This window comes from Vagococcus sp. WN80Y (assembly GCF_059621045.1).
In genome coordinates this window covers 13,059-30,314 of sequence record NZ_JCAQHY010000156.1, presented here as the reverse complement: position 1 = coordinate 30,314, position 17,256 = coordinate 13,059, and the positions used below count along the sequence as shown (strand labels likewise).

Sequence of the window (17,256 nt, the reverse complement as noted above, 5' to 3'; positions counted from 1 at the left end):
CTACGAATTTATTACATGAACAACCAACAGCAAGCTCTTCTACTGATAATTGAAAATGAAGAAGAGTGAGACAAATTATCTCACTCTCCCCTTCCAATTATTTTTCTAATTTCTCACGAATCTTTTCTTCCTGACCAGCAATTCTGGCATACCGATAAAATCGTGATTTAGCGTTCGCCACCGTCAAATCAAACAACTCCTCAGAAAGCTCTGGTTCAATACCTACAAGAGTAGAAAAACGAGTTTCAGATTTCATAAATTCCTTCATCCCAGCAAAATCAGGCTTTTTGAAATCTAATGTCATAGGATTTTTGCCCTTTTCAAGTAATAAAGGGTTATAACGATACAATGACCAATAGCCCGTATTAACAGCTTCTTTAGTCTGCTCTAAAGTAATACCACCTGAAATTCCATGGGCGATACACGGAGTGTACGCAATAATCAATGACGGCCCAGGGAATTTTTCAGCTTCTTCAATCGCACGAATTGTTTGAACTTGATTCGCACCAGAAGCTATTTGAGCCACATACACATGACCATAGCTCATAGCAATTACGCCTAAATCTTTTTTCGAACCTCGTTTACCATCAGATGCAAACTTAGCAACAGCTGCCGTTGGTGTCGCCTTTGATTTTTGCCCGCCTGTATTGGAATACACTTCATTATCCATCACAAGAATATTGACATCTTCACCACTAGCAATAATATGATCTATCCCACCAAAGTCAATATCATAGGCCCAGCCATCGCCACCAATCATCCACTGACTTGGTTTGGCAAACAGATCATGGTTGTCATAAATCTCTAACAATAAGTCACTCTTCGTTGCTTCATCCTCTAAGGCGGCTTTTAATTTTTGAGCCCGCTGTTGAGTTCCATCTCCTTGGTTTTTATGAAGCAACCAATCCTCTAACAACTCTCTTAGCTCACCAGACAAATCTGATTCTTCCATGACGGCTGCTACTTTGGCTGCTAAATAATCTCGACGAGAATTATTAGCCAAATACATACCATAACCGTACTCAGCATTATCCTCAAAGAGTGAGTTTGACCAAGCCGGTCCTTGACCTAATTCATTAGTCGTATAAGGTGTTGTTGGAGCAGCGCCACCAAAGATAGACGAACAACCTGTTGCATTAGCCATCATTAAACGATCACCATAAAGCTGAGTTAACAATTTGATGTATGGCGTTTCTCCACAGCCCGAGCACGCACCTGAAAATTCAATCAAAGGTTGTTCAAATTGAGAGCCCTTTACCGAGTTTTTCTTCACAGGATTTTCTTTTGTTTTCAATGTCATTGCAAAAGCCCAATTAATTGCCTCTTCTTTTTGTTCCCCATAAGGCTTCATTTCTAAGGCTTTACCTTTAGCAGGACAAGCCTCTACACATAAACCACAGCCAGTACAATCCTCTAACGACACTTGAATCCGATACATCAGCCCATCCGTACCACGCATTTCGCGCATAATAAACCTTTCAGGCGCTTCTGCTACCTCGCCCTCATCAGCTAAAAACGGCCGAATGGCTGCATGCGGACAGACGAACGCACACTCGTTACACATCGTACAACGATCCACATTCCACTCTGGAACTTCCAAGGCAACACCTCTTTTTTCAAAGGCAGCAGTTCCTAATGGCATTCGACCATCAGTCATATTATTTGCTTTTAAGTCACCTACACTTAACGAATCTCCTTCTTGGCGATTAACAGGTTCAACAATATTGAAGACAAATGAAGGCATATTGTCTCGTTGCTTTTTGGGAGCTTCTTCACTAGCCACCCAAGAATTCGGAAGATCAATTCTCTGAAGATTGGCGATAGTTAAATCAATTGCAGCATTATTTTTATCAACAATCTTTTGTGATTTCTTCCCGTAGTTTTTAGCCACTTCTGCTTTCATCAATTCAACAGCTTCTTCATAAGGCATAATAGCCATCAACTTGAAAAAAGCCGCCTGCATCACAGTATTAATTCGGCGACCTAAGCCAACTTCTTGGGCAATCGCTACTGCATTAATTGTATAAAAATTAATTTCTTTTTCAGCTAATTGGCGCTTTAATTTAACTGGCATATTTTTAGCCAACTGCTCACTGTCCCAACTCGTATTAAGCAAGAACGTACCGCCTTGTTTTAACCCTTTAATCAAGTCATAGTTATAAATATAAGAAGGGTTGTGGCACGCAACAAAATCAGGATTTTCAACTAAATAAGTCGATTGAATCGGTTCCTTACCAAACCGTAAATGAGACACCGTTAACCCACCCGATTTTTTAGAATCATATGAAAAATAACCCTGAGCATATAACTCAGTATGATCCCCAATAATCTTTATTGATGATTTATTAGCACCAACCGTGCCATCAGAGCCGAAGCCCCAAAACTTTGCTTGATATGTTCCTTGAGGCGTTAAATCCAGTTTATCTCTTAACGGAAGTGACAACTCAGTCACATCATCAACGATACCAATTGTAAAGCGTCGTTTCATTTCAGATACTGGCAACTGTAAATGCTCATAAACACTCACTAACTGATCTGGCGTGACATCTTTTGATCCCAAGCCGTAACGCCCACCAATAATAACTGGTCGAATCTCGCTATCATACATCACACTTTGAACATCCAGTAATAAAGGTTCACCACCGGCTCCAGGCTCTTTCGTACGATCAAGTACCGCCATCCGCTTCACCGTCTTTGGAACAGCCGCTAGAAATTCTGCAACTGGGAAAGGACGATATAAATGAATATTGAGATGTCCCACTTTACTACCTTGTTGATTTAGATAATCAACCGTTTGCTGGACAACAGGTGCAACACTCCCCATTGAAACGATAACCTCTGTCGCATCATCTGCTCCATAATAATTTACCAAGTCATAGTCTGTTCCACGCAGGTCATTGATTTCATTCATATATTTCTTAACAATAGTAGGTACATCAATATAATGGTGATTAATTGTTTCACGCTGTTGAAAATGAATATCAGCATTCTGATTGGTTCCACTAACATGAGGATGATTGGGATTCATACTTTTTGCTCTAAACTCAGCTAATTTCTCTTGATTAACTAAACCACTCAATTCATCATAGTCTAAAACGTCAATCTTTTGAATTTCATGACTAGTACGGAAACCATCAAAAAAGCTGATGAATGGTAAGCTTGCTTCAATTGCGGCCAAATGGGCTACCGCAGATAGATCCATAACCTCTTGGACACTACTCTCTGCTAACATGACAACACCCGTTTGACGAGCCGCCATGACATCGCCGTGATCGCCAAAAATACTCAAAGCATTCGTTGCAACCGCACGACTTGCAACATGAAAAACAGCTGGTAATAACTCACCGGCAATTTTGTACATATTAGGAATCATTAATAATAAACCTTGAGAAGCTGTATAAGTAGTCGTTAAAGCACCTGTTTTTAGTGATCCATGAACAACCCCTGCAGCCCCCGCTTCTGATTGCATTTCTACCACTTTCACAGGATGACCAAAGATATTTTTCTGACCTTGTGCCGACCATTCATCTACCAACTCAGCCATCGTTGAGCTTGGTGTAATTGGGTAAATGGCTGCAAGTTCGGTAAAGGCATAAGAGACATAAGCCGCAGCGGTATTGCCGTCCATCGTTTGCTTGTTACGCATTTGATTTCCTTCTTTCTTTCTCACATTAAAACCATCTATCACTTAGACCTGTCTTGCACCCATGACTAATAATCGTTATCTAATAGCTTTTTTGTGAAATAGTATTCAATGTTTCTTTGACATTATTATTATAACTCATTAGAAACTAGGTTTCAATGATAATAAGAATCCTTTCATTTACGTTCACTATGACGTATAAGTTTCACAAAAAGCTCGGATGTAAATTTATTTTGATACTAGTACTACTTAAACTTTGATCTCTCAAAGTCATTCGATGTCCCTAGCTCTCTGGCTTGAGATGGTTTAGCACAGCAAAAAGAGACCGTAACTTATGCTACAGCCTCTTAAGAATAGAGCTCTCGTCACCCTTCTTTTGTAAAAATATGCTTGAGTCATTACTTTTATTTTGTAACGAACAAAGAAATCTTGATTTGCCTCACTCAGAAGTAACCAAATCAATTATCATTATTGTGCCTTCATTTTTTCTCATCGTGTCACATGACATACGACACGACTCATTTTTTTGATTCATTTTCATACTGATTTCAATAGCTTCATTATAACTATAAAATCCTTTATTCCCTAATTAGATAAGCCTGACTCACACATTAATTTGCTTAAAATCACATTTCTTTCTACTTTCAGCGCTTATTTCTGTCACAAGCCACGTGACACCACTCGGTTTTTTGATTTATCTTAAACTTGATTTCAATAGCTTCATTACACCTTTAAAACCCTTTATTCCCTATTCAGATAGCCTCACTCATACATTAATTCGCTCAAACTCACAATTCTTTCTACTTTCAACGCTCATTTCTGTCACGAGCCACGTGACACCACTCGGTTTTTTTAATTTATTTCAAATTTGATTTCAACAACTTAATTACACTATAAAACTCTTTATCACTCAATGAGATAAACCTGACTCACACATTAATTTGCTTAAAATCACATTTCTTTCTACTTTCAGCGCTTATTTCTGTCACAAGCCACGTGACACCACTCGTTTTTTTTGATTTATCTTAAACTTGATTTCAATAGCTTCATTACACCTTTAAAACCCTTTATTCCCTATTCAGATAAGCCTCACTCATACATTAATTCGCTCAAAATCATATTTCTTTCTACTTTCAGCACTTATTTCTGTCACGAGCCGTGTGACACCACTCGGTTTTTTTAATTTATTTTAAACTTGATTTCAATAGCTTCATTACTCTATAAAACTCTTTATTCCCTATTCAGATAAGCCAGTCTCATACATTAATTTGCTCAAAATCACATTTCTTTCTACTTTCAACGCTTATTTCTGTCACGAGCCGTGTGACACCACTCGGTTTTTTTAATTCATTTTAAACTTGATTTCAACGACTTAATCACGCTATAAAACCCTTTGTCCCTCAATGAGATAAGTCAGACTCACGCATTAATTCTTTCATAGCCACATTTCTTATTACTTTCAGCTTTTATTGATGTCACTGCCGCGTGAAACGACTCCTGCTTTTTTGAAGCTACTAAATCAAGCATAGAAGGTCTATCCTTTTTAAGCTTCTATGTAAAGCTAGCCACTCTTTCTGTAATAATACTCATCTCAGTGTACCACAGTATCGCTAACATTTGTACACGTTTCCATTATTTATTTTTTTACACCTGTTTAAAAAAATAAATAGGACATTCTCTGAAACCTTTCTAAATTTCTTAGAATATAAAAATGGAATTGAATGAGAGCTCTCCCCTCCTTCAATTCCACATAATATTAATTCATTTATCTTGCTTAATACTAAGTTCTAATTAATCATAGAGCTATTCTATATTAGTATAGACCTAGGAATGGACCAGGATCTAGATAACCAGACCAAGCACCAGATGTTGCAATAGCAAAATGCAAGTGAACTCCAGTGGAATTACCTGTTGTTCCCATTAAACCGATTACTTGCCCCGCACCAACTGTACCACCAGTCGCAATGATTTGATTTAAATGCATATAGTAAGTGAAATAGCCATTATCATGCTGAATAATCACAAAGTTACCAGCACCACTCTCAAATCCTGAAGAAATGATTGTACCAGCGCGACTTGCGAAGACTTGATCGTTCAAGCTACCAGCAAAATCGATTCCGTTATGCCCCGTTCCAGACGTCCCTGTTGGATCTGGTCGGTTACCATAGCCACTTGTAACATGTAAACTAGGTAGTGGCCACTGGAAATCACCTGAACCTTGAGACGGACGATTATCCGGTTTGTTCTCAGTATCTCCTGGCATAACTTGAGTGTTAATCGTACTAATTTCTGTAGCAATTTCTTTTTCTGATTTAGCAGCTTCGGCTTGTTGTTTCTTTTGTTCCTCAGCAAGCTTAGCAGCGGCTTCAGCTTCTTTTTTCGCTTCTTCTTTAGCGATTCGTTCGGCTTCGGCCTTACGTTTTTCAGCTTCTTCTTTTTCTTTCAATAAGCCAGCTTTTTTAGATTCTTCGGTAGTTAAACTAGCCGCAACCTCTTTCGCCAAAATAGCTTGATCATATTGTTTAGTTGTCATCTCTTCTTGCTTAACTTTTAGCTCTTCAGTTAAAGCAGTCACTTCAACAATTTTATCATCAACAACCACTTTTTTATCAGCCAATTCTTTTTTATCTTCTGTTTGAGCTGTCATAATATCATTATTAGCTGATACTAATTTGCCATAAGCCCAAGAACGACTAATTGCTTCTGTAATACTATCTGATTCAAGTACAACATTCAAGTAACTGTTGCTTGATGTATTAACTTGCGCTGAACGAGCTTGTTCTTTAATTTTTACCGTCCGCTTTTCAATAGCGCCCTCTAACTTAGCAATTTCTGTATTTAACTCATTTAGCTCTTTCTCAAGCTCACCCTTTTTGTCTAAGGTATCCTGAACTTGTGTTTCAAGACTAGTCACCTCAGCCGTCAACTCAGCAAGCGTTGCTTCGGCTTCAGCCTTTTGGCTCTTTAATGTTTCTATTTTAGATGTTGCTTCATTTATATCCTTGTCAATTGTATCAGCAACAGCCATAAGTGGTGCTGATGTACCAATAACTAATGCTGATAATAGTGATATATATTTATTCTTCATATAGTCAGTATACCTCGTTATTATTTTTTTCTACATATTAGACTATAACATACAAAGGAGCCCTATGAGGTTACAATTCCGTTACAACTTATTACTGATGTAAACAGTTAATAACGTTATTTTTTTCACAAATAAAAGAAGTAGAGCCAAAAATTATGGCCTACTTCTTATTGTAAAATTTAATTAACTAAATCATCTCGATTTGTATTGAGCTCTAAAATTTTACCTGTTTTCAAGTAAACAATCCATTCACAAATATTTGTTACATAATCACCAATTCGTTCTAAGAAACCAGCAACCTGCAGATAGTCAGTACCACCAACCACTGTTTCAGGATTTTCTTTCATTTCCTTGATACACATATCGTAAATTTCGTTAAAATAATCATTCACTCGACTATCACTTTGAGCAATTGCTTTAGCTTGCGTCATATCGCCAGTAATATAAGCATCTTTCACGCTGTCAACCATAATCTTAACCGCATCAGCCATATCAGAAATTTTTTCTTCCACTTCTAAAATGCGTTCGTTTCCTTTTACTCGAATAGTAGATTTTGCGATTGAGACAGCATGGTCCCCCATTCTCTCTAGGTCCGAGCTGGCTTTCATCACCGTAATGATAATCCGTAAATCCGTTGTGACAGGCTGTTGCAACGCAATCATCTCAAGGCTCTTTTTCTCTAATTGGACTTCTAACTCATTAATTTTGACATCATTTTCGATGACATTGTAGGCAATTTCTTTATCATGCTTGATAAAAGCCTTAACAGATTTATAAACAGCATCACTTACTTCTTGAGCCATAGTTGAAAACTGAGTGTGCAAATTTTGTAAATCTTCTTCAAATTGTGTCCGTAACATGTTGTTACTCCTCCCTACCCGAATTTACCGGTAATATAATCTTCTGTTTCTTGTTTAGATGGATTCAAGAAAATCTTTTTAGTCTTATCATACTCAATAAGATCGCCATTTAAAAAGAAAGCAGTTTTATCAGATATTCTAGACGCTTGTTGCATATTATGTGTCACCATAATCATTGTATACTGTTCTTTCAGTTCAAACAACATATTTTCAATTTTACCGCTCGAAACTGGATCTAAGGCACTAGTAGGTTCATCAAGTAAAATAATTTCCGGCTTAACCGCCAAAACTCTGGCAATACATACCCGTTGTTGTTGCCCACCTGATAGAGATAAGGCACTCTTATTAAGTTTATCTTTGACGTCATCCCAAACAGCAGCAGCCTTAAGACTCGTTTCAACAGCTTCATCCAGTTCTTGTTTATCGGTCTTTCCAGCTAATTTCAAGCCGTAAATAACATTTTCATACACCGAAAAAGGAAAGGGATTGGGTTGTTGAAAAACCATCCCAATTTGTTTTCTTAATTCGACCGTATCAGTCTTTGGACTATAGATATTTTTATCTTTGAAAAGCACATTACCAGTAATTGTTACATCAGGAATCAAATCATTCATCCGATTCAATGTTCGCAAGTAAGTAGACTTACCGCAGCCTGATGGACCGATTAACGCTGTTATTTCACCTTTTTCAAAGCTCATATCAATGCCCTTTAACGCTTCTTTCTTTCCATAAAACAAATGCAATTGTCTTGATTCAATAATCGTCATAGTTGTCTCCTTACCCAAAGTGTCCTGAGACATAGTCATCAGTTGCTTGAATTTTCGGACGGGTAAAGATTTTAGCAGTTTCATCGTACTCTAAAACTTTCCCCATATAGAAAAATGCTGTATAGTCGCTAATCCGAGCGGCTTGTTGCATATTATGCGTCACGATTGCAATCGTATAATTTTCTTTTAAGTTAACCAAAGTCTCTTCAACCTTACTTGTTGATATTGGATCTAGAGCACTTGCTGGCTCATCTAACAATAAAATATCTGGTTTTAACGCAATCGCTCTCGCAATGCACAATCGTTGCTGCTGTCCGCCAGATAGTGCATGAGCACTTTTATCCAAGTTATCCTTAACTTGTTCCCAAAGAGCGGCTTGCTTTAAGCTAGTTTCCACAATCTCATCTAATTCTTTTTTATCAGTTAAGCCATGCTGTTTAAGAGCAAATGTAATATTACCATAAATAGACTTACTAAAAGGGTTCGGTCGTTGAAAAACCATGCCAATATGCTTACGCATTTCATAAACATCAATTTGCTTAGAATTAATATCGGTTGCTTCATAAATTATCTCACCGGTCACCTTAGTTCCAGCTATTTCATCATTCATTCGGTTCAACGAACGTAAATAGGTCGATTTCCCACACCCAGAAGGGCCGATAAGTGATGTAATGCGATTCTTTTCAAATTCTAATGATACCCCTTTAATGGCCTCATTTTGACCATACCAAACATGCAAGTCATTTGTAGACAAGGCGATCGGTTGTTCTTGAGGATTAAACTTTATGATATGTGTGTCGTTTAGATCATATTCTTTCATGAGATAAGCTCCTTAATGGAAAATTGTGAGGGAAATTTCATGCCTCACTAAAACCAACCCAATAGTAACTCAGGCTAGTTGTTAACATTATTATGCTGAAGTAATTTTTTTATGAAGTCTCTTTCCTAAGAAGCGAGCAACCAAGTTAAACAACAGAACGGCAATAATTAAAACGGCGGAAGCCCCTGCTGATACTTGCACGCCATCAGGCATAGTCCCTTCACTATTGACTTTCCAAATATGAACAGCCAATGTTTCAGCCTGCCGGAAAATATTTAAAGGACTTGAAATACTCAATGGGTTCCAGTTTGAGAAATCTAATGCTGGCGCACTTTGTCCTGCCGTATAAATCAAAGCAGCTGCTTCACCGAAAATTCGGCCAGCCCCTAAAATAATCCCTGTTAAAATTCCTGGTAACGCTTCTGGTACAACTACTTTAATTACCGTTTCCCAGCGAGACAACCCTAATGCTAAGCCCGCCTCTCTTTGAGTAAAATGCACTGCTTTAAGAGATTCCTCAACATTTCGTGTTAATAAGGGCAGATTGAAAAAAGTCAGCGCTAAGGCACCAGAAATGATTGAAAAACCTAAACCAGCTTGGACAACAAAAACTAAGAAACCAAAAAGACCTACAACAACTGACGGCAACGAGCTTAAAATTTCAATAGCCGTTCTAATTAAATCCGTCAACCAATTCTTTTTAGCATACTCTGATAGATAGATGCCTGCCCCCAAAGAGATTGGTACACTGATTATCATTGTAATCAATAATAAATAGAAGGAATTAAACAATTGAATCCCAATTCCACCACCCACTTGAAATGTCTTCGAGCGAGCCGTTAGAAATTCCCAACTAATATGAGGTAAACCGCGAGCCAATATATAAATTAATAAACTAGCTAAAATCAAAACAATAATCCCTGAAATCACGTAAAGGATTCCTGTTGCTACTTTATCTACTTTTTTAGGAGTCATTATTTAATCGCTCCTTTCTTGCCAATAAAGCGAATCAAAATATTGAAAATAAGAGACATTAATAAAAGTAGTAGCGCCAATGACCACAATACATTATTTTCTAGTGTTCCCATGATTGTGTTACCAATCCCCATAGTTAAAATACTAGTTAAAGTTGAAGCTGGCGTGGTTAAGCTTGATGGCATAAGTGCGGCGTTTCCGATAACCATCTGAATAGCTAAAGCCTCACCAAACGCACGAGCCATTCCAAATACCACTGCTGTCAGTATCCCTGGAACTGCAGAACGCAAAACAACTTTGTAGATTGTCTGCCAGCGCGTTGCGCCTAAGGCTAAAGACGCTTCACGATAATGACGTGGTACAGCTTTTAAAGCATCTGTCGTCATTGATGTGACCGTCGGTAAAATCATGACAAACAAAACGAATGTCCCTGCCAAAATACCGAAACCACTGCCACCAAACACTGAACGGACAGCTGGTACAATAACTGACAGACCAATAAAGCCATAGACAACCGAAGGTATCCCAACCAACAATTCAATTACAGGTTGCAAAATTTTAGTCCCCAATTTAGGCGATATTTCCGTCATAAAGACTGCCGCTCCTATTGCAAAAGGAGTTGCCACAAGTGCAGATAAAAGAGTGACCACAAAAGAGCCGACAATCATTGGTAGCGCACCAACTAAAGGCTTGCCATTTTCACCTACATTGCCAGGACTCCAATCCGTTCCAAATAGAAAATCAAACACATTGATACCGTCTTTAAAAAAAGTAGCTAACCCTTTGCTCGCTACAAAGTAAAAAATCGCCACAACTACTAACACAATAAACGTAATACAAAGAAAGCTAATGGTTTTCCCAAGCTGCTCTAGCTTTGCTTTTTTGGATTTTTTTAATAAATTACTCCGGACATCTTCCAAGACGTACCCTCCCAGTAAATTGAACTAACTCACATAAACAGTGACAAGTGAGTTTGACCAACTGTTTGTTTCGTTCAATTATCTTATAATAGTCAAACCTATTATTTGTTTAATCTCAGTTTCATTTCAAATTAATCAATTAGATTTCCTTCAGCGTCTCGCTCAACTTTCATGCTTGAGACTGGTATGTAACCAAGTTGCGGAACTATCTCATCCTGAACTTCTGATGAATACATGAAGTCTAAAAATTCTTTTGTTAATCCTTTAGCTTCACCTTTAGTATACATATGTTGATAAGACCAAATAGGCCATTTATTCGTCATAACATTTTCATCAGTAGGATTAATCTGATCGATTGACAGTGTATGAACCTCTTCATTCACGTACGAAAAAGCTACATAACTAATAGCGCCAGGTGTCGTACTGACAATCTGTCTGACCATCCCTGTCGATTCTTGCTCTTGCGCTTTTTTAGCCGTCTCACCATCTAAGACCCATCTTTCAAAAGTATAGCGACTTCCACTACCAGTTGCTCTATTAAGCAAAACAACCTCTAAATCATTGCCACCAATTTCTTTCCAGTTAGTGACTTCCCCTGTAAATACTTTTTTTAAATCGGACATTGAGATATTTTTCAAGCCGACTTCCTTGTTAACGATAGGTGTTGTTCCAACGACAGCTACCTTGTGATCCACAAGCTCACTGACATCGATTCCTGATTTTTCTTCAGCAAATAAATCTGAATTCCCAATATCAACCGCCCCCGATTGAACTTGGCTCAAACCAGTTCCACTACCGCCACCTTGAACATTAATGAATTTTCCAACATGTTTTCCACTATACTGTTCGCCAGCTGCCTCGACTAAAGGCTGCATAGCTGATGAACCAACTGCCATGACAGATTCGCCTCGATCAATTTTACACGCCGATAAGGCAACAACAGCCAGCGCTATATAGCTGAGTTGTAAGAATTTTTTCACTTTTGATCCTCCCTAATTTTAGCGAAAAGTTCTGAAACACCTTCGTCACTATTTCCCAGCAAAAACTGGTATCAAATGAGTGCTTCAATCACAACTTCTCTTTATTAAACATATAGGTTCGCTCGCAAAAAAGCAAGTATTTTTATTCTAAAAATTTTAAATAAAAATTCCGTTATTTTTTACATCACCGATTACTACCCTTCTGTACATTAAACGGACATTTTTTAACTAAGGAAAGTTATTTATCAATAAAAACAATAATTTACCAACAATTTATTATAACAATATGCTATAATATGTACGAAATCTATTTTTGACAATTTAATTTGATGGAGTATTAACTTATCTATTACAGTAACTTCCCCAATCCCTACTGTTAATAACTAACTAATATTCTTTACTTAATCTGTCCAAAAACATCAAGTTGTGATTGCTCTTAAATGATTTCAATTCTCATGTTGGTTAATTCCCCATAATCATCCAACATTGAGAAAATATTTATCATCCCTTATAAAGGAAAAAGAGTATTCGAAACTGAATACTCTTTTTCCTTATTCTAGGGTTATAGTAGAGGGGAAATTAGTCTCGCTAGGCCCTCTTTTACCCTAATCATAAACTTTCGATTTTGGTATATCTCTTCGGTTAACCGTTCTGAATGGGTCGAATCTTCAAAAAAGGACTTTCTAACCTCCTGAGCAAATGAGCAGTCATAAACCACTGCATTAACTTCAAAATCGAGCCGAAAAGACCGATTATCAAAATTTGCAGAACCAATTGAAACAACTTCTCCATCAATAATTACCGTTTTAGCATGCATAAAACCAGCTTCGTACGTTTCTATCACTGCCCCCAACTGAATCAACTCAGCAGCAAATGAATAGGTCGCCCAGTATACGAGTAAATGATCCGGTTTGTTAGGAATTTGCAAATGAGCCTTAACTCCTGATAAAAGAGCTGACTTCAACGCTTCATGGATAGATTCATCAGGAATATAATAAGGCGTTTGAATCAATATCTCCTTCTTGGCGATATTAATCATTTTTAAATAAACTAACTTAATTTGCTCATGAGTCGAGTCTGGCCCACTTGTGACAATTTGAACATCCTTATCTCCCATTGGCAAAATAATTGGGAAAAACTCTGATTGAAAATCTGTTTTTTCCTCACGTTGAGAATTCCAATCCATCAAAAAGCGACTTTGCAAGGAGTAGACAGCCTCTCCATTAATCCTCAGATGATTATCACGCCAATAACCAAACCGGTCACTTTTACCGAGATATTCATCTCCTACATTGAAACCGCCTATATACCCCGTCTCCCCATCAATCACAACAATTTTGCGATGATTGCGATATTGTAAACGAGGATTGATGTAAGGCAAGAATAAAGGGAAAAATTCAGCCACCTCTCCCCCAGCTTCAACTAAAGGTTGGAAAAAATGTTTTCCCACTCGCCATGACCCCCAAGCACCAAGCAACACTCGAACTTTCACCCCTCTCTTTACCGCATCAATTAACTCACTCCGCAAGCGCTGTCCCAACTCATCGTTACGATAAATATAATATTGAAGGTGAACATGATTTTTTGCTCTACGAATATCTCGAATAACGGCCTCAAACTTCTTCTCGCCATCAGTAAATAACTGAATTTCATTACTTAGTGTAAATAATGCGTCATCATAAATCATCATCATATAAATCAACTCTCTTGCATCCACAGTTTCAGTATGGGGAATGGGAAAGTTTCCGTTTTTCAAATCTGACATCTGCTCTTTTAACACGTGCTCCAAACCAATTTTCTCTTCTAATTGCCTATCAAATATTTTTTCTTTTGATAATTCTCTTCCCAAAAATATATAGAGAAAAAAACCTAAGATAGGTATAAAAATAAGAACTAATAACCATGCCCACGTTTGTGCTGTATTCTTCCGTTCTAAAAAAACAATTACAATAGCCAAGATTACATTTAAAATCAAGATAACAGTTGTTAAATTATTTATTATATACATCACAATACACCACTTCTCTCTTTAATCTACCCATACAACTTAACAGTACCTAACATATCTACAAATGTAAAGTCAGAAGAATAGACGACAAAAAACAACCCTAGCGAGTTACTTATCGCTAGGGTTAAGATTAATTTATTAGATTTTCAAGAAACGTCTCATAGAGAGAATCGACCCAATCGACCCAATTAGTACACCAATCAACAACATGATTGCATTAACTTGAACCACGATTGTTTCTGGACGTAACAGCGAGTATCCTGAACGAATCAAGTTAGGATTAACAATATAGTAAACTTGCATATAGCCAAATGTCATTAAAATAATTGGCACAGCAGCTCCTAAAATACCAATCCAAGCCCCTTCAAAAAAGAAAGGCCAACGGATAAAACCATTTTTAGCTCCTACTAAACGCATGATTTGAATCTCACGTTTACGGGAAATAATGGTAATTCGAATCGTGTTAGAAATTAAGAAAACAGCTACGAATATCAATAAACCCGTCGCTAAAAGCCCCCATTTGCGTACCCCATTGGAAATTGACAAGATTTTATCAGAAGATACTCCGCCATAATCCGCACGGTCAACATTTTTTAACTGTTCCGCAGCTTTTTGGACCTTCTTAATATCTTGCGGTGAATCCGCACTTACGACAAATACATCATACAAAGGATTTTCGTCACCACTAAATAATTTCCAAGTATCCCCCATCGTTTCAACTAATCGGTCATACTCTTCTTTATTACTAGAAAACTTTACCTTTTTAACCTGAGGTAAAGCTTTTAACTCATCCTCTAATTGACTTAATTCCGGCTCTTTCGTTCCTATCTCAACAAAAACAGACACATCAACAGCATCTTCTACATCTTTTGCTAATTTTGAAACATTTAAAATCACAGATAAAAAGACTCCGACTAACACTAATGTCACCGTTACCGCACTGACGGATGCTAAAGTCATCCAACCATTACGTTTTAAACTTTTTAAACTCTCGCCAACATGACGGAAAAAATTTCTAATCATCGTAGCCATACTCCCCTTCATGCTGATCACGGATAATTCGACCATTCTCCACAGCTAACACACGGTGACGAATCGTATTAACGATCGTACTATTATGTGTTGCCATAACAACTGTCGTTCCCTGAGTATTAATTTTATCCAATAATTTCATGATTTCCCATGAATTTTCTGGATCTAGATTACCAGTTGGTTCATCAGCAATCAACACTTTAGGCGTGTTAACAATCGCTCTTGCAATTGCTACACGTTGCTGCTCTCCACCTGATAATTCACTAGGAAAAACACGCACTTTATGACGTAAGCCGACCAAATCCAATACTTCCATCACTCGACGTTTAATCTCACGTGGGCGTTTGCCGATTACTTGCATCGCATACGCTACGTTTTCATAAATAGTTTTCTTAGGCAATAACTTGTAATCTTGGAAAACAATGCCGATTTCACGACGTAAAAGTGGCACATTTTTATTTTTAATTTTAATTAAATCGTAGCCAACGACATTTAGCATTCCCTTAGTTGCACGTTCTTCACGATACATTAATTTGATAAAGGTTGATTTCCCAGCACCACTAGGACCGACAACATAAACAAATTCCCCTTGTTCAATCTTAACGGAGATATTTCTGATCGCTGTTGTTCCATTTGAGTACTTCTTCATTACATCTTTCATTTCAATCATTTAACATTCCCCTATCTTTCAATAGTCACTTGTAGTCTTTTCTACTCCAATGCTCTAACATGATAATGGATTGAACACTAGCAAGTTTTACTAACATCAGCAAGACTTCATTTATTATATCACTTGATTATTGTAATTCATCTTACATTTAATTACAATTATATGTCATTTACAACTCACTGGCCTCATTTTTGGACAAACTCAAGCGCAAGTAAGCATCAATGAATCCATCAATATCCCCATCCATCACCGCTTGGGTATTTCCCACTTCGTAATTTGTCCGATGATCCTTGACCATTGAATAAGGATGAAACACATAAGACCTGATTTGCGATCCCCACCCAATCTCCAGTTGTTCACCGCGTAAAGCCGCCGCTTCTTGTTCTTTCTTTTCTACTTCCAATTGGTATAGCTTAGCTCGTAACATGCTCATTGCTTGTTCTCTATTTTTCAATTGAGAGCGCTGAGCCTGACTTGATACCACAATCCCAGTTGGTAAATGAGTCAACCGCACGGCCGAATCCGTTTTATTAACATGCTGACCACCGGCTCCACTTGCACGAAATGTATCCATCTTAATGTCATCATTATTAATCTCTACTTCAATATCCCCTGCTAATTCTGGCATGACATCAACCGAACAAAAGGACGTATGACGGCGACTAGCTGAATCGAAAGGCGAAATTCGAACGAGACGATGAACCCCTTTTTCAGACTTCAAATAACCATACGCGTTGTATCCTTTTATAAGGATAGTCGCACTCTTGATCCCAGCCTCATCGCCACCATTATAATCTAAATACTCAAGTGAAAACTCGTGATCATTCGCCCATCGAGTGTACATACGTAAAAGCATGTCTCCCCAGTCTTGAGATTCGGTCCCTCCCGCACCTGGATGTAACTCAATAATCGCGTTATTGTTGTCATAGGGTTGATTTAAAAGTTGTTCAAGTTCATAGGTACTTAATCGTTCTTTAAAAGTTCCCAAACGATTAATCAATTCTTGATGCAACGTCTCATCAAATTCCTCCTGCTGCATCTCTAGCATGACCTCTAACTCTTCGTGTTCCTCTGCCAATTCAATAAACGCTTGATACTTACTCTTGAGAGCATTATTACGATTAATAATCTCCTGAGCTGCATCATTATCATCCCAAAAACGTGGATCGGCCATCCGCTCCTCATTTCCGGCAATCTGTTCTTCCAAGTCGTCTAAGTCAAAGAGACCTCCTGAAATCACCAATTTTTTGTTTGGTATTTTCAATCTCGTTTTTTAATTCACTGATTTCCATGCCTTTTCCTCCTACACCTCTGGGTTTTGACAGCAGTCATTTCAGCACGGTCTCCCGGTTGAATCACAACTAGCCGCTATCTCCCAATTCTTGCTATTATAACTAGCAAACGGTCTAATAACCAATTATCTCCACTTACAATTGTACAGTTTTTTTCTAAATTTTCTACTACAATGCTTTGCCTTTTTTAGTAATCTTATG

General features: G+C 37.7%; 11 protein-coding genes and 1 pseudogene. All 12 read right to left on the bottom strand.

The genetic code is table 11. The features are described 5' to 3' along the window. Positions 1-100 precede the first annotated feature (100 nt). A pseudogene (nifJ, locus tag AC5KOD_RS12725) lies at positions 101-3,646 on the bottom strand (pyruvate:ferredoxin (flavodoxin) oxidoreductase); the annotation flags it as partial. A 1,810-nt stretch (positions 3,647-5,456) separates the two neighbouring features. Continuing rightward, entirely contained in the window at positions 5,457-6,731 is a 1,275-nt protein-coding gene (locus tag AC5KOD_RS12720; RefSeq protein WP_496914945.1) for a murein hydrolase activator EnvC family protein, read from the bottom strand. A 179-nt stretch (positions 6,732-6,910) separates the two neighbouring features. Then, positions 6,911-7,591 carry a phosphate signaling complex protein PhoU gene (gene phoU / locus AC5KOD_RS12715; RefSeq protein ID WP_496914944.1) on the bottom strand — a complete coding sequence of 227 codons (681 nt, stop codon included), beginning with the start codon at positions 7,589-7,591 and terminating at the stop codon, positions 6,911-6,913. Positions 7,592-7,605: 14 nt separating this feature from the next. Then, on the bottom strand, positions 7,606-8,391 hold the full coding sequence (gene pstB, locus AC5KOD_RS12710) for a phosphate ABC transporter ATP-binding protein PstB (RefSeq protein ID WP_496914970.1): 786 nt from the start codon (positions 8,389-8,391) through the stop codon (positions 7,606-7,608). Then, positions 8,369-9,178 carry a phosphate ABC transporter ATP-binding protein PstB gene (pstB, locus tag AC5KOD_RS12705; protein WP_496914943.1) on the bottom strand — a complete coding sequence of 270 codons (810 nt, stop codon included), beginning with the start codon at positions 9,176-9,178 and terminating at the stop codon, positions 8,369-8,371. The genes pstB (AC5KOD_RS12710) and pstB (AC5KOD_RS12705) overlap by 23 nt, the downstream gene beginning before the upstream one ends. A gap of 90 nt (positions 9,179-9,268) precedes the next feature. Further along, a complete protein-coding gene (gene pstA, locus AC5KOD_RS12700; protein WP_496914942.1) occupies positions 9,269-10,153 on the bottom strand; it encodes a phosphate ABC transporter permease PstA in 885 nt (294 codons plus the stop codon). Further along, a complete protein-coding gene (pstC, locus tag AC5KOD_RS12695) occupies positions 10,153-11,073 on the bottom strand; it encodes a phosphate ABC transporter permease subunit PstC (protein WP_496914941.1) in 921 nt (306 codons plus the stop codon). The genes pstA and pstC overlap by 1 nt, the downstream gene beginning before the upstream one ends. A 131-nt stretch (positions 11,074-11,204) precedes the next feature. Further along, positions 11,205-12,053 (bottom strand): phosphate ABC transporter substrate-binding protein PstS family protein, encoded by an 849-nt coding sequence (locus AC5KOD_RS12690; RefSeq protein WP_496914940.1) that lies wholly within the window; start codon positions 12,051-12,053, stop codon positions 11,205-11,207. Between the two features lie 562 nt (positions 12,054-12,615). Then, positions 12,616-14,064 (bottom strand): cardiolipin synthase, encoded by a 1,449-nt coding sequence (cls, locus tag AC5KOD_RS12685; protein ID WP_496914939.1) that lies wholly within the window; start codon positions 14,062-14,064, stop codon positions 12,616-12,618. A 135-nt stretch (positions 14,065-14,199) separates the two neighbouring features. Next, positions 14,200-15,084, bottom strand: a complete 885-nt coding sequence (ftsX, locus tag AC5KOD_RS12680) for a permease-like cell division protein FtsX (protein ID WP_496914938.1) — start codon at positions 15,082-15,084, stop codon at positions 14,200-14,202. Next, positions 15,077-15,763: a cell division ATP-binding protein FtsE gene (ftsE, locus tag AC5KOD_RS12675; protein WP_496914937.1), complete on the bottom strand. Its 687-nt coding sequence runs from the start codon at positions 15,761-15,763 to the stop codon at positions 15,077-15,079. Before ftsE ends, ftsX begins: the two co-directional genes overlap by 8 nt. 169 nt (positions 15,764-15,932) lie before the next feature. Further along, positions 15,933-17,055 (bottom strand): peptide chain release factor 2 gene (prfB, locus tag AC5KOD_RS12670; protein WP_496914936.1). Its coding sequence is split into 2 segments (ribosomal slippage): positions 15,933-16,982 and positions 16,984-17,055, totalling 1,122 coding nucleotides; the frame shifts between segments, so codons are not numbered across the junction. Positions 17,056-17,256: the final 201 nt, after the last annotated feature.

Coding starts and splice junctions, on each gene's coding strand:
- AC5KOD_RS12720 (WP_496914945.1), bottom strand. CDS start 6,731: ATGAAGAATAAATATATATCACTATTATCAGCATTAGTTATTGGTACA.
- phoU (WP_496914944.1), bottom strand. CDS start 7,591: ATGTTACGGACACAATTTGAAGAAGATTTACAAAATTTGCACACTCAG.
- pstB (WP_496914970.1), bottom strand. CDS start 8,391: ATGTCTCAGGACACTTTGGGTAAGGAGACAACTATGACGATTATTGAA.
- pstB (WP_496914943.1), bottom strand. CDS start 9,178: ATGAAAGAATATGATCTAAACGACACACATATCATAAAGTTTAATCCT.
- pstA (WP_496914942.1), bottom strand. CDS start 10,153: ATGACTCCTAAAAAAGTAGATAAAGTAGCAACAGGAATCCTTTACGTG.
- ftsX (WP_496914938.1), bottom strand. CDS start 15,084: ATGATTAGAAATTTTTTCCGTCATGTTGGCGAGAGTTTAAAAAGTTTA.
- ftsE (WP_496914937.1), bottom strand. CDS start 15,763: ATGATTGAAATGAAAGATGTAATGAAGAAGTACTCAAATGGAACAACA.